Source organism: Paenibacillus agaridevorans (assembly GCF_018604145.1).
Lineage (GTDB): Bacteria > Bacillota > Bacilli > Paenibacillales > Paenibacillaceae > Pristimantibacillus > Pristimantibacillus agaridevorans.
In genome coordinates, this window is record NZ_CP075889.1 from 859341 (window position 1) to 872668 (window position 13328).

13 protein-coding genes and 1 tRNA gene are annotated in these 13328 nt (G+C 50.8%); 9 read left to right on the forward strand and 5 right to left on the reverse strand.

The features are described 5' to 3' along the window. Positions 1-59: 59 nt before the first annotated feature. On the reverse strand, positions 60-1904 hold the full coding sequence (asnB, locus tag KJW29_RS03400; RefSeq protein WP_214628765.1) for an asparagine synthase (glutamine-hydrolyzing): 1845 nt from the start codon (positions 1902-1904) through the stop codon (positions 60-62). A gap of 155 nt (positions 1905-2059) precedes the next feature. On the opposite strand from asnB, the gene KJW29_RS03405 reads away from it, so the two are divergent. Continuing rightward, positions 2060-2404, forward strand: a complete 345-nt coding sequence (locus KJW29_RS03405; protein ID WP_187104786.1) for a hypothetical protein — start codon at positions 2060-2062, stop codon at positions 2402-2404. Between the two features lie 575 nt (positions 2405-2979). On the opposite strand, the gene KJW29_RS03410 is transcribed toward KJW29_RS03405, so the two are convergent. Then, positions 2980-4077, reverse strand: a complete 1098-nt coding sequence (locus tag KJW29_RS03410; protein WP_214628766.1) for an AI-2E family transporter — start codon at positions 4075-4077, stop codon at positions 2980-2982. A 182-nt stretch (positions 4078-4259) separates the two neighbouring features. Here KJW29_RS03410 and KJW29_RS35925 point away from each other — a divergent pair, with 182 nt between their 5' ends. Continuing rightward, entirely contained in the window at positions 4260-4589 is a 330-nt protein-coding gene (locus KJW29_RS35925) for a metal-sensitive transcriptional regulator (protein ID WP_281426373.1), read from the forward strand. Positions 4590-4638: 49 nt separating this feature from the next. On the opposite strand, the gene KJW29_RS03420 is transcribed toward KJW29_RS35925, so the two are convergent. After that, on the reverse strand, positions 4639-4968 hold the full coding sequence (locus KJW29_RS03420; protein WP_214628767.1) for a four-helix bundle copper-binding protein: 330 nt from the start codon (positions 4966-4968) through the stop codon (positions 4639-4641). Between the two features lie 109 nt (positions 4969-5077). Between KJW29_RS03420 and KJW29_RS03425 the strand changes: the two genes are divergently transcribed. The 3 genes from KJW29_RS03425 to KJW29_RS03435 are packed head-to-tail and all read left to right on the forward strand — an operon-like array spanning position 5078 to position 7486. Next, positions 5078-5770 (forward strand): response regulator transcription factor, encoded by a 693-nt coding sequence (locus tag KJW29_RS03425; RefSeq protein WP_214628768.1) that lies wholly within the window; start codon positions 5078-5080, stop codon positions 5768-5770. Then, the gene (locus KJW29_RS03430; RefSeq protein ID WP_214628769.1) at positions 5767-6879 is read left to right on the forward strand and encodes a sensor histidine kinase; all 1113 of its coding nucleotides are present in this window, start codon (positions 5767-5769) and stop codon (positions 6877-6879) included. The genes KJW29_RS03425 and KJW29_RS03430 overlap by 4 nt, the downstream gene beginning before the upstream one ends. Positions 6880-6919: 40 nt before the next feature. Beyond that, positions 6920-7486, forward strand: a complete 567-nt coding sequence (locus KJW29_RS03435) for a YdhK family protein (RefSeq protein WP_214628770.1) — start codon at positions 6920-6922, stop codon at positions 7484-7486. Positions 7487-7659: 173 nt separating this feature from the next. On the opposite strand, the gene KJW29_RS03440 is transcribed toward KJW29_RS03435, so the two are convergent. Together KJW29_RS03440 and KJW29_RS03445 are read right to left on the reverse strand one after the other, a co-directional pair. Further along, a complete protein-coding gene (locus tag KJW29_RS03440) occupies positions 7660-8292 on the reverse strand; it encodes a L,D-transpeptidase family protein (RefSeq protein ID WP_214628771.1) in 633 nt (210 codons plus the stop codon). A gap of 257 nt (positions 8293-8549) precedes the next feature. Then, positions 8550-8626 (reverse strand) — tRNA-Arg (locus KJW29_RS03445). A 287-nt stretch (positions 8627-8913) separates the two neighbouring features. Between KJW29_RS03445 and KJW29_RS03450 the strand changes: the two genes are divergently transcribed. The 4 genes from KJW29_RS03450 (at position 8914) to clpX (ending at position 13282) form a co-directional block, all read left to right on the forward strand. Further along, positions 8914-9759: a hypothetical protein gene (locus KJW29_RS03450; RefSeq protein ID WP_246608559.1), complete on the forward strand. Its 846-nt coding sequence runs from the start codon at positions 8914-8916 to the stop codon at positions 9757-9759. A gap of 88 nt (positions 9760-9847) precedes the next feature. Continuing rightward, positions 9848-11137: a trigger factor gene (tig, locus tag KJW29_RS03455; protein ID WP_108993637.1), complete on the forward strand. Its 1290-nt coding sequence runs from the start codon at positions 9848-9850 to the stop codon at positions 11135-11137. Between the two features lie 276 nt (positions 11138-11413). Continuing rightward, complete coding sequence (clpP, locus tag KJW29_RS03460; protein WP_087566544.1) at positions 11414-12001, forward strand: ATP-dependent Clp endopeptidase proteolytic subunit ClpP; 588 nt, start codon at positions 11414-11416, stop codon at positions 11999-12001. A gap of 24 nt (positions 12002-12025) precedes the next feature. Next, positions 12026-13282: an ATP-dependent protease ATP-binding subunit ClpX gene (gene clpX, locus KJW29_RS03465; protein ID WP_087566543.1), complete on the forward strand. Its 1257-nt coding sequence runs from the start codon at positions 12026-12028 to the stop codon at positions 13280-13282. The last annotated feature ends 46 nt before the right edge of the window (positions 13283-13328 follow it).

Sequence of the window (13328 nt, forward strand, 5' to 3'; positions counted from 1 at the left end):
TTCCACTTTATTGTGGGGGTTGAGGTCCCTTTTCTTGAAGAAAATCGCTTTTTATTCTCTCAGCCTACGCTTACCTTGTAATGCTTCAGCCACAGGTTGACCTGGTACAAATACGCGAATATCTGCGGGCCAGACATTAGTTGGCCGAACCAAGGAATGTTGGACTTCGCGGAATCGGATTCCGCCAACGACCTGACTTTCTTTATATCGATCAAAGGAAGAATCGGGGAGTTCGGATCGTTTAGCACGTCGAGCAATAGCTCCTTGACCGCGGTCAAATAGTTGGGGTTATGCGTTTTCGGGTAAGGGCTTTTTTTGCGATAGAGCACATCGTCCGGCAGAACGCCTTGCAGCGCCTTGCGAAGAATGCCTTTCTCGCGGTCTCCCGCCGTCTTAATCTCCCAAGGGATGTTCCACACGTATTCGATCAGCCGGTGATCGCAAAACGGGACGCGCACCTCGAGACCCGCCGCCATGCTCATCCGGTCCTTGCGGTCCAGCAGCGTCGGCATAAATCTCGTTATGTTAAGGTAGGACATGCGCCGCATCCGGCTTAGCAGCTCATCCTCGCCGGCCAGCTTCGGAACTTCGGCCACGGCATCGGCGTAACGGTCGTTGATATACTCCTGCGGCTTGATCCAAGCGGCCACTTCCGGGGACAGGAGGTCTGCGCGCATAGCCGTAGCAAGCGACCAAGGGAACGTATCGGCCTTCAGCGCTTCCTCGCGGTGGAACCAAGGGTAACCGCCGAATATTTCGTCCGCAGCTTCGCCTGACAATGCCACGGTTGCGCCTTTCTTGATCTCGCGGCAGAAGAGCAGCAACGACGCGTCAACATCGGCCATGCCTGGCAGATCGCGGGCAAGCGTAGCGTCCAAAAGCGCGTCGACGAGTTCGGGCGTGTCGAACTGGATCGGATGATGGACCGTTCCGAGATGGGAGGTCATCCGTTCAATCCAGGGCGCGTCGCTGTTCGGCTGAAAGGCATGTGCCTGAAAATGTTTGTCATTATCCCGATAATCAACGGAATAGGTATGCACATTGCCTTGCCCATTAGCATCATAATAGTGGACCGCAAACGTCGTTAGAGCGCTGGAATCGAGGCCTCCAGACAGCAGCGTGCAGACAGGCACGTCGGAAACAAGCTGACGTTCTACCGTATCGCGCAACAACTCTCCGACATGTTTTGCCGTCTCCTCGACGGAATGCTCGTGAGGCGTGCTGCGAAGCTGCCAATAAGTGATCGTTTTGACTCCGGCACGGCTAACGACCATGCATTGACCGGGTTTCAGTTCAGTGAGATTTTTATACACGCCATGGCCCGGCGTGCGCGCGGGACCCATGACAAAGATCTCCGCGAGTCCTTCGGCACCAACTTCGGCTTTCACGGCGGAGTGCTCCAGAATGCATTTCGGCTCGGATCCGAACAGGAAAAGCCCGTCGACTCTGCATATAAACAAGGGTTTTACGCCAAGCCGGTCGCGCGCGAGAAACAGCTCCTGTGCTGTCACATCCCAGATTGCGAATGCGAAAATGCCGTTAAACCGCTCGACGCAGGAGCGGCCCCATTCCATGAAAGAGACGAGCAGCACTTCGGTGTCGCATGTCGTCGTGAACGTTCTTCCTCTGCTTTGCAGTTCCTTGCGGAGCTCGGGCGCGTTGTACAACTCGCCATTATAGACAACGATGTATTGATCGTCGCCCGTGTACCTGATCATCGGCTGGGCGCCATTCTCGGGATCGATGACGGACAAGCGGCGATGTCCTAGCGCGCAATGCGCGGAAATCCAGGTGCCTGCTGCGTCCGGCCCGCGCGGCGCAAGCGTTTCGGTCATGCGCTCCAGATCGGCGCTTTCCCGGGTCAAGTCACTGTTCCAATCGATCCAGCCGGTAATTCCACACATCTATCTCATTCCTCTCTATGCTGGACTCCAGTTGCGATAATAAACAGTTATATGCGGAAAAAAGGGATAAAATGTCTGTCCACAAGGGGAAGCTAAGGAAGGCATAACCCGAAGTTTGTCGCAAGCTGTACAAGCGATGGAGGTGAATTCAGATAATGGAAGGTCAAGGCGAGCAATTGCGCGGAAGCGACGAAGAACGGCAGCATCTCTATGTATCCGTCCAGGCGGGGCAAATATTGACCGATCCCGAGGCGGCCGCTTACGAGTTGGATATCGTTGCGAACGAAGAGGAAGTGTCGCGTCTTCGCGAGCTGTTCGAAGAGCTGTCGAGCATGGCGGAGGCGGAGCTTGGCTATTACGCAAGGCCTGTCGCTAAGAGCGACCATGATGAAACGATTAACGGCGCCAGCGATGAAATCATTACGAGGATCTACCGGTTGTTATACGAATGCGGCACGGAATCCACGCGGAGACATATTTCCTCTATGGGGCTGCTATAGCCAGCTTCATCATCCCGATCACTAATGGCGGCCAGGCCACACTGCCGCCTTTATTCATTTTATGGGAAATGATGCAACATACCGGGCTGTGGATAATGAGCTTCAGATGTAATAGGAAAAATAGGTTGGCGGTCATAAAAGTAGGCGAACGAGCAGCTGTAGGCGTTAAAAACGCCGATGGACCGGAAAGTACCTCTGATTAGCGTCCATAGGCGTTAATAAAGCTTATGGCTCCAAAAAGTAGACGAATGAGCAGCTGTAGACGTTAAAAACGCCGATGGACCGGATAGTAACTCTGATTAGCGTCCATAGGCGATAATAACGCTTATGGCTCCAAAAAGTAGGCGAACGAGCAGCTGTAGACGTTAAAAACGCCGATAGACCGGAAAGTAACTCTGATTAGCGTCCATAGGCGATAATAACGCTTATGGCTCCAAAAAGCAGGTGAAAGAGCAGCTGTAGGCGTTATGCTTGCCAAATACCCGCCAGGGTGATCTTGTCCTTCTAAATTCAAAACAACAACCGCCCGGTGATCCGGGCGGTTGTTGTTCTGGTCGGACACCGGAGCCTTGCCGTTAAGCGGGCGGCGGCGTTTCCTCCCTGTTCTTGCGTGTTCGGATGTACAGCTCGTACGATTTGACTCCTACGATCTTGACGATCATGTAGATCGGAATGACGAGCAGGAAACCGACGATGCCGGCTATATCTCCGCCTACCAGGACGAGAATGATCGTGGTCAGCGGGTGAATATCCAGCTTTTTGCCGAATACGTAAGGCGCGATCAGATTATCCTGAACCTGCTGGGCCGCGAGAATGATCACCAGCGACCAGATGGCCGTAGCCGGGGACACGATCAGCCCGATGATCACGATCGGAATGCTGGACAGGATCGCGCCGATGACAGGGAAGAAATTCAAGATGACCGCGACCACCGTTAGCAGAAGCGCGTAGGGCAGCCCGATAATAAGAAAGCCGATGTACATAAGAACGCCGAGCGCCAGATTGACGATGACCCTTCCGACGATAAAATTGCTTAACGCCTGATCGATGTCCCCCAGCATGGAACGGCCATCCTCCTTATAGCGGGAAGGAAAGAACCAGACTAGCCGATTCTTGAATTTGCCGCCTTCCTTCAGCATGTAGAAGAGCATGATCGGGAAGGTGATCAGCACGATCGCAAAGTCGGAGAAGAAGGTGAAAAGACCGGATACAGAGCTGCTAACCACGTTAAAACCTTTGTTCAATAACTCAGTGACCTGTCCCGAAATGTCCGTATTGGCAGGCAGCAAAGGCGCAATATACTCGTTGTCGCTCAGCTTCTCGAGCTGTTCGTTGATGCCCGCGAATATGGCCGGAGCGTTATGCACGAGGTTCATCACCTGGCTTTTCAGAGAAGGCCAGACTCCGATGAAGAACACCGCGAGCAGCAAGGAAATAACGAGATAAAGCAGCAGAATAGCGAGCGACCGGTTCAGCTTCTTGACTTCCAAATAATCGATGAGCGGCCTCATCAAATAATAGAAAAACCCGGAGAGCAGAAGCGGCGTCAGAATAATGCTGAAAAGCGAGAGAAGAGGGGTGAAGATGAAGGAGACGAGCGAACTCAAATAAATAATACCCAATACCAGCAACACTGCGATACATATCCGTATAAAGACGTTTAGCTTGGTCATCGTTTCTCTCCTGTTCCTGTCCATTCCTAAGCATCGACGCGATGCAACAAATCAGTAATACGCGGGATGAAGCCGACGGTAGCAACAAAAGAGTCCAGTTGTGTAAAATCCAATATATGGAACCCATCTCTTTACATAGGGTCGGGGGGTATGTTAAAGTGTATAGAAAGGAGTTGATTGAACTGGATAATACAATACTAGAGGCTACCTCATGCGACCATACATCCTCTGCAGAGCGGAAAAGTCATCATTCCGAAAAAACGAAACGCAGCTTGATGCATCGTTTAAATCGGATCGAAGGGCAAGTACGAGGGGTGAAGGGGCTGATCGAACGAGACACTTACTGTGATGATGTTTTGATTCAAATTGCTTCGATCCAGTCCGCTCTTAATGGATTGGGGAAGCAGCTTTTAGAACACCATTTAAAAAGTTGCGTCGTTGGACGGATCGAAGAAGGCGATCATGAAGTTCTAGACGAGCTTTTAATCACGGTAAATAAGTTGCTAAAATAAGCCAAATAGGGGGATGCTTTAGAAAAAGCAATCCCCCTTTAATTATTTTTTACGCAATCATCTTCCGGCATGCTTCCGCACAACGGAAACAGGCTTCAGCACAGCGTTTGCAATGCTCGTGGTGTTCGTGCTTGGCGCATTCATTGCCGCAAGCCTCGCAGACCTCGGCACACAAACGGCAGATTTCCTTCACAAAGGGGCTATTTCTGGACATGGCCGCAGCGGCCAGCGCGCAAATGTCAGCACATTCGCGATCCAGTCGGATGCAATCGGCCATCATCTTAACGTTATCTTCCTTGAGGCAAGCATCGTAACAGTGATTGCATTCCTGCATACATTTCAGACATTCTTCGATACATTGTTTGTAATGTTCATGCATGGGTATCACTCCTTTATTTTGGATTCAAATATAGTGTACCCCTCTGTACTATATGCGAAACACTTTTGACAACTATACTACAATCAAAAAAAGAATGGCAGGGAACGTTATGAAAACCATCTTAATTGTCGACGATGAAGACAATATTCGCGAGGTTATTCGATCTTATTTACAAAAGGAAGGTTACCGGACGATTGATGTGGAGACAGGGGGGGAAGCCCTTCAGTGTGTGCGCAGTCAGCCGGTGGATTTTGTGATACTGGATTTAATGCTGCCCGATATGGAAGGGGAGCAAGTATGTCAGGCTATCCGGCAAATCGATTCCGTTCCCATACTCATGCTTACAGCTAAAGTTTCCCAAAACAATCGTATTCGAGGGCTTTCGGTAGGAGCGGACGATTATGTGTTAAAACCATTTGACCCTAGAGAGGTCGTGGCGAGGGTTCGAACGATATTACGGCGATCGGATGATGATGTGCTTCTAGCCGACCGTTTGACGTTTAATCATGGCGAGCTGATGATTGATTCGATGAAGCAGCAAGTCTTTCGTTCCGGCGAGCTGGTGAATCTGACGCCGAACGAATATAAAATTTTGCTTTTGCTCGCCAAATATCCGCAACGATGTTTTCAAAGGGACGAGCTGATTGAGCGCGTTTTGGGTCACGATTTTGAAGGTGATGTGCGTACCATCGATCAGCATGTAAAAAATCTCCGCCACAAGATCGAAAGCGATCCGAAGAAGCCGGTTTATCTTGTGACCGTGTACGGTTTCGGATACCGTTTCGCAGGTGAAACGGTATGAACCGTCGACTCTATTCGAGGCTCGCGTTCATTATTATTGGCACTGCGGTCGGCATTGTTGTCGTTTCAAGCGCGGTACTTGTTATTTCAACACACTACCATTTTCAGATGTATCAATCGCAAGCTTCTGTTATAGGCCATGACTTAATAGAACTGAATTACCATTTGGAGCTGGCTTTGTTGCAAACGATTCTTTGGACATGTTTCGTGTCAATTGTGCTGGCGATCGTGCTTGGCTTTTATGTGGCCAAGCGGATCTCGTCCCCTCTGGTACATATGAAGCATGTGGCGGAAAAGATGACGGTTGGCGAGTGGCACGCGCGGGTCTCCCTTTCCGGCACAGACGAGCTGGCCGAATTGGGAAGGTCCATCAACACGCTTGCGGCGCAGTTACAGCATCAGGAACAGCTTCGGGTGACGATGACGGAGAATATTGCCCATGAGCTGCGAACACCATTGACAACTCTGAAAAGCCATATGCGGGCGCTGGAAGAAGGCATTTGGGAGCCGACCCCCGCGCGCATTCATACCTGTTATGAAGAAATTGAACGTTTAACGGAGCTAGTCGCCGAACTGGAAGATTTAAACCAACTCGAATCGCCCGGCTTTCAATTGGTACGAAAGGAAGTGCGGCTTGCGGAGGTCATTGAACATGCCGTCAATCTAGTCGATGCGTCCTATCGGGAGAAACATGTCCGCTTGGATTATTCGGTCGATCCGGATGTTCGGGCACTCATAGATCATGACCGGATGATTCAGGTTTTGGTGAATTTGCTGAGCAATGCGCTCAAATTTACATCCGAACATGGTGAAGTAAATATATCGGCAGCAGAAGAACAAGCGGAAATCCGGATCGTTGTTAAAGATTCGGGCGAGGGGATTCCTCCCGAAGATCTGCCCAACGTGTTTGAACGCTTTTACCGTGCAGATAAATCGCGAAGTCGCAGAATTGGAGGGAGCGGACTCGGGTTAACCATTGTAAAACAGCTCATAGCGGCTCACGACGGGCGCATTAAAGTAGAAAGCGAAAAGGGTACAACCTTTACGATTCGACTTCCCAAACTCTTAAATGAATCTACACAAGTTCTTCAAAAGTATAAGGTAGATTAGTTGTGTAAGTCGAAATACATTACTGAAAGGAGTAAAGAAAATGAAAAAAGCGCTGATCTTATTTGGTCTTGCCGCTACACTGGTGCTTGGCGCATGCGGGAACGGCAATAACGACAAGTCCAATGACTCGAATAACGGGATACAGAATGAGGGGGATAACGGTCACGCCGGCATGGATCATTCCGGTTCAAGCGGGGCTCCGGAAGGGATGCAAAAAGCATCCAATCCGAAGTTTCCCGAGGGAAGCGAGGCCGTCATTACTGATGCGCATATGGACGGTATGAAAGACGCGGCAGCTAAGATTGCGGGCGCATTTGACACGACGGTATATACCGTGTCTTACACTCCTGCAAGCGGCGGTGAACGTGTAACGGATCATAAGTGGGTCGTGCATGAAGAAATCAAGGATGCAGGCAAAGAACCGTTCAAGCCCGGCGATGAGGTGGTTTTGGAGGCTGACCATATGACGGGGATGGAGGGTGCTGCAGCAACCATTGATTCTGCGGAGCAGACGACCATCTATATGATCGATTTCACCTCAACGACAACCGGCGAAGAAGTGAAAAACCATAAATGGGTGACGGAAGACGAGCTGGCTTTACCATAGAAAAACAACAACCAAGCCGACGGTTATTCAACCGCCGGCTCTTTCTTCGTAGGGAGCATTGTGTCATAACGGGATCGCCGGCGATTGACAGGAGGTGTTATTTTGCTGCGGGTGAATAGTAGATCGGGCCGGGCGGCGTTTCGTCCGGCCGATTCTTTATGTCTTAAGTTTTGCTACTCGATGAGGCCCAATTCTTCATATATTGTTCGCGAAACTACACCGTTGGGGAGTAAATGCCGATCGCGTTGAAATTTTTTGATAGCCGCCGTAGTATCCGAGCGGAACTTGCCATTACATTCACCTGTAAAATATCCGCCGCTCTTCAATCGGGATTGGATTAATTGTACGTCTCCGCCAACATCCCCTTCGGCCAAATCTCTAGGATCTTGATTCATGTAGCCAAGCACATGGCCGTGGATGATAACCTTTGTGCCAAGCGGGATAAACTCAAATAATTGCAAAACATCCGTATTATTCATGCGAATGCAGCCATGGCTTTGATGCTGGCCGATAGAATGGGGCTTGTTTGTACCGTGAATTCCATAGTTGCCCCATGGAACATTTAGTCCAAGCCAGCGTGGACCAAATGAAGGTCCCCAGTCCTTCCCTTTATAAGTGATGATGTAAACCCCGACGGGGGTGGGCGTAGACGGATTGCCGACAGCGACTCTATACTGCTTGATCAGCATGTCTTCTTTAAATACAGTGAGTCGATGTTGAAGTGGGAAAACTTCGATTCGATATTCGCTTATTGGTGCATAAATAGGTAATGGATCTTTATCGATTGCCATTGCGGATTCTGGCATCAAAGTCCAAATCCATACAATAAGCGGAAGCAATAGCGCGCATTTTAAAAGTCTCAATTGTCGTCATCACCATTCGTAATCATTGATTTCTGCAGCCTTGTCGACGCTAACTATATGGTCTCCAACCGCAAGCTGAATATTACTATTGAGCTCCCAAAGTTCCATTGAATCCGAACAAATAAAAATCCCCGCTTGCCCAGTAAAATGAAGGGCTCGCGGGGATTTCATTATTTAAAAAACAATCATTGGCAACGTAATGGCGTCCCAGGAGGGATTCGAACCCCCGACAACTCGCTTAGAAGGCGAGTGCTCTATCCGACTGAGCTACTGGGACACTGTTTGATAATATATCATGCCGACCTATGGTTTTGCAAGTAAAAAAATGGAGGAATTCAAAAAAGATTGACGGACATATCGATGGCCATTGAAGATAGCGGACTTTGTTTGGCGCGGACGACCATGCGTGGTATAATCGATCGCAGGATTATTCAGAACCTATTTACGAGCATGCCTTAAGGCGGTGTTATCATTACGACTCCTCAAGAGCCACATAACGATGGCAAAGACAATGTTTATTTATTCCCCAGCATGCTGGATCAGTACCAGATCTCGCTTACGAGGATGCTGGAGGCCGAACAATACAGGGAAGCGAAGGAGCTTCTCCGGTTTCTGCTGCAATGCCAGGGGCAGGAGAAACGCCATTATGAGGAATGGGCGAATTTGCTGAGCTGGCTGGAGATGGCGTTCCCGGTGGGGAGCGAGGCTGCAGAAGAGAACGCGCAGGAAAGCGGACAGGACGAAGAGGCGCTGCGTGCCGAGCTGCTGAAGCCGCCCGTTCAAGATGAAGCTTATATCAGTCAGGTGCTCTATATCATGCGCAACCATCCTATGATGGACCAGCAGCAGCTGGCGCTGGAGCGCGCCGTCTACATCGATGATCCCGGCGTTGACGCTGCCATCCTGGAATGGCTGAAGGATGAGAGCCTTCATCCCATCCTTCAATTCAAGGCGCTGCAATGCCTTAAGCGGAGAGGGGCGACAGGGGAAATACGGCTTAGACGGCTGGATGAGGATATCTTGCTGGAGATCGAAGCGACCCCGCTGTCGCTAGAGGAATTCCCGGCTCCGGTGGGCGACATCCTGGAGCGTACGATCGCGGTTGCGGAGGTTGACGACCCGACGCTGCCTCATTTCGCCACGGAATTATGGAAGGAAAGCCTGCAATTCCTTTATGGGACATCGGCTTACGGGTGGATGCTTAGAGACGAGGATGCGACGGTGGATTGTTTCGCGGCTGCGCTGCATCTTACGCTGCATCTGACGGTGTACGGCTCGGCGAACGACGACGATATACGCGATACATATGGCATTTCCGACAGTCTCAGATTTCGTTATGAACAGGCTTGCCGAACGCTCAGAAGCATCGCGATGCTGCTGCAAACGGGCGGCGATGAACATCAGCCTTGATAACTTGTCCATCTTTGTTTATAATAGAATGGTTTATGTAACGTGAAAACTATGGATGCATGCGCATTTTTGGAGGGGAAGGCATAAAATGAAAGCAACTTGGGAAAAAATAGACAAGAACATCGTATCGATCGATGTTGAGGTGGACGCGGACAAAGTGACCGGCGCTCTGGATCAAGCCTTTAAGAAAGTGGCGGCGAAGGTTAACGTTCCTGGTTTCCGCAAAGGCAAAGTTCCGCGGGGAATCTTCGAATCCCGATTCGGAGTAGAGAGCCTTTATCAGGATGCAATCGACATTCTGTTGCCAGAAGCTTATACGACTGCCGTTCAAGAGAACGAGCTGCAGCCTGTAGACCGTCCCGAGATCGACGTTACGCAATTCGCGAAAGGCCAATCTTTCAAGTTCGTCGCGAAAGTAACGGTTAAGCCCGAAGTAACGCTTGGCGAATACAAAGGCCTTGAGATCGATGCGGTCAGCTCCGAAGTAACGGAAGAAGAAGTGGCTGCCGAGCTGGAGCGTCTGCAACAGCGTCACGCCGAGTTGACGGTTGTCGAAGAAGGAGCTGCCCAGAATGGCGACATCTCCGTTATCGACTTCGACGGATACGTGGACGGCGAGCAGTTCGAAGGCGGCTTCAGCGAGCGTTATTCCCTGGAGCTTGGATCGAACTCCTTCATCCCGGGCTTCGAGGAGCAAGTAGTAGGCATGCAGCTTGGCGACTTCAAGGACGTGGAAGTTACGTTCCCTGAGACGTACCATGCAGAGCACCTCGCTGGCAAAGCTGCCGTATTCAAAGTGAAGCTGCATGAGCTGAAACGCAAAGCGCTTCCTGCCCTGGACGACGAATTCGCCAAAGACGTAAGCGAGTTCGACACGTTGGAAGAATACAAAGCCGACTTGAAAACGAAGCTTCTGGAAAGCAAGGAGAAGGAAGCGGAGCAAGCGCGTGAAGTAGCGGTTGTCGACAAAGCGACGGCAGCGGCCGAAGTCGAAATTCCGGAAGCGATGATCGACACGGAAACCGACTATATGGTGAAGGACTTCGAGAACCGTCTGCGCATGCAAGGCATGAACATGGATCTGTATTACCAGTTCTCCGGCCAGAACGAAGAAGCGCTGCGCGGTCAAATGCGTTCCGACGCCGAGAAGCGCGTACGCAACAACCTCGTGCTGGAAGCGATCGCGAAGGCCGAAGGCTTCGACGCGACGGAAGAGGATCTGGCTGCAGAGCTGGAGAACCTGTCCAAGCAATACAACCGTCCAGCGGAAGAACTGCGCGACATTTTCGAGAAGAACGGCAACATTAGCAACCTTCAAGAAGATATTCTCCTTCGCAAAACGATCAAGTTTCTGCTTGACAACAGCAAAACTGCCTAAAAGTGTAACCTCTTAATACCGTTTGACATACGCTCCATGCGCGTGCATGGGAAGCGACATAGAAGAATAGGTTAGATCGAGGATAAGGCGCGTGCATGTAACGTGCCTTATTTTCACCCTACATATGAAATAGGCGGATCTCTTCGACCGCCAGGGAAGCGTACATATCAGGCGTCGGACGCCGTATACTGTAGTATTCGGCGAAATGACAATCCATAACTTAACGTGTTACAATAAGGATGCATTCCAAGTCCACAACGAAAAGAGGTTGGTCGCATGAACCTGGTACCGATTGTAGTCGAACAGACGAATCGCGGAGAACGGTCCTATGACATTTACTCCCGATTGCTGAAAGATCGCATTATTTTTCTCGGGAGTGCCATTGATGACGATGTCGCGAACTCCATCATCGCTCAGCTGCTGTTTTTGGCGGCCGACGATCCGGAGAAGGACATCCATCTGTATATCAACTCTCCCGGCGGCTCTGTAACCGCCGGAATGGGAATATATGATACGATGCAGTATATCAAGCCAGAAGTATCCACGATCTGCATGGGTATGGCGGCAAGCATGGGCTCCCTTCTTCTTACAGCCGGTGCGAAGGGCAAACGCTTTGCTCTGCCAAACGCAGAAGTGATGATCCACCAGCCTCTCGGCGGCGTCAGAGGCCAGGCAACGGATATCAAGATTCATGCCGACTGGATTCTCAAGACGAAGCAGAAGCTGAATCAAATCTATGTCGACCGTACAGGTCAGCCATATGAGAAGATTGATCGCGACACCGACCGCGATTACTTTATGAGCGCGGAAGAAGCCCTGAATTACGGTCTGATCGACAGGGTCATTACGGCGCCGCTGGGCTAACATAAACATTCAAGGGGTGAGTACATGTTCAAATTCAATGACGAAAAGGGTCAATTGAAGTGTTCGTTCTGCGGCAAATCGCAGGATCAGGTGCGCAAGCTGGTCGCCGGTCCTGGCGTCTATATATGCGATGAATGCATCGAGTTGTGCACAGAAATCGTGGAAGAGGAGCTCGGCAACGATGAAGAGCTTGATCTGAAGGATATTCCGAAGCCGAAGGATATTCGCGCCATTCTGGATTCCTATGTCATCGGTCAAGACTTCGCCAAGAAGTCGTTATCCGTTGCCGTCTACAACCATTACAAGCGGATTAATTCCGGCAGCAAAATCGATGACGTCGAGCTCCAGAAGTCGAATATTCTGCTTTTGGGTCCTACAGGCTCCGGCAAGACGCTGCTGGCGCAAACCATGGCCAAAATTCTTAACGTGCCGTTTGCCATCGCCGACGCCACTTCCTTGACGGAAGCCGGCTACGTAGGCGAAGACGTTGAGAATATTTTGCTCAAGCTGATTCAAGCCGCCGATTACGATGTGGAGAAAGCCGAGCGCGGCATTATCTACATCGACGAGATCGACAAAGTAGCCCGCAAGTCCGAGAACCCGTCGATTACGCGCGACGTATCCGGCGAAGGCGTACAGCAGGCACTGCTAAAAATTCTGGAGGGTACGGTCGCATCCGTTCCGCCGCAAGGCGGACGCAAGCATCCGCATCAAGAATTTATCCAGATCGATACGACGAACATTCTGTTTATCTGCGGCGGCGCATTCGACGGCCTCGAGCAATTGATCAAACGCCGGATCGGCAAAAAGGTCATCGGCTTTAACTCCGCGGGAGACACGACAAAGGATTTGAAGCCGGGCGAATACTTGGGCATGGTATTGCCTGAGGATCTGCTGAAATTCGGTCTTATTCCGGAGTTTGTGGGCCGTTTGCCTGTCATTTCGACGCTGGAGCCGCTTGACGAGCCGGCATTGGTACGGATTTTGTCCGAACCGAAGAATGCTCTTGTCAAGCAATACCAGAAACTGCTCGAAATGGACAACGTAAAGCTCGACTTCGAGCCCGGAGCGCTCGACGCGATCGCGAAGGAAGCCATCAAACGCAATACCGGCGCCCGCGGTCTTCGCGCCATCATCGAAGGCATTATGCTCGACGTGATGTACGAAGTTCCGACGCGCGATGACGTGAACACTTGCCTGATTACGGAGAAATCCGTGCAGGAGAAGATCATGCCTGAGCTTTCCGCCAAGAAGGGCAAGAAGAAGGAAGAAAGCGCCTGATAAGGGACGATACTCCACCCCGTGGCCTGCGATAACACGCTTGCCG

Coding starts and splice junctions, on each gene's coding strand:
- asnB (WP_214628765.1), bottom strand. CDS start 1,904: ATGTGTGGAATTACCGGCTGGATCGATTGGAACAGTGACTTGACCCGG.
- KJW29_RS03405 (WP_187104786.1), top strand. CDS start 2,060: ATGGAAGGTCAAGGCGAGCAATTGCGCGGAAGCGACGAAGAACGGCAG.
- KJW29_RS03410 (WP_214628766.1), bottom strand. CDS start 4,077: ATGACCAAGCTAAACGTCTTTATACGGATATGTATCGCAGTGTTGCTG.
- KJW29_RS03420 (WP_214628767.1), bottom strand. CDS start 4,968: ATGCATGAACATTACAAACAATGTATCGAAGAATGTCTGAAATGTATG.
- KJW29_RS03425 (WP_214628768.1), top strand. CDS start 5,078: ATGAAAACCATCTTAATTGTCGACGATGAAGACAATATTCGCGAGGTT.
- KJW29_RS03430 (WP_214628769.1), top strand. CDS start 5,767: ATGAACCGTCGACTCTATTCGAGGCTCGCGTTCATTATTATTGGCACT.
- KJW29_RS03435 (WP_214628770.1), top strand. CDS start 6,920: ATGAAAAAAGCGCTGATCTTATTTGGTCTTGCCGCTACACTGGTGCTT.
- KJW29_RS03440 (WP_214628771.1), bottom strand. CDS start 8,292: ATGCCAGAATCCGCAATGGCAATCGATAAAGATCCATTACCTATTTAT.
- KJW29_RS03450 (WP_246608559.1), top strand. CDS start 8,914: ATGCTGGAGGCCGAACAATACAGGGAAGCGAAGGAGCTTCTCCGGTTT.
- tig (WP_108993637.1), top strand. CDS start 9,848: ATGAAAGCAACTTGGGAAAAAATAGACAAGAACATCGTATCGATCGAT.
- clpP (WP_087566544.1), top strand. CDS start 11,414: ATGAACCTGGTACCGATTGTAGTCGAACAGACGAATCGCGGAGAACGG.
- clpX (WP_087566543.1), top strand. CDS start 12,026: ATGTTCAAATTCAATGACGAAAAGGGTCAATTGAAGTGTTCGTTCTGC.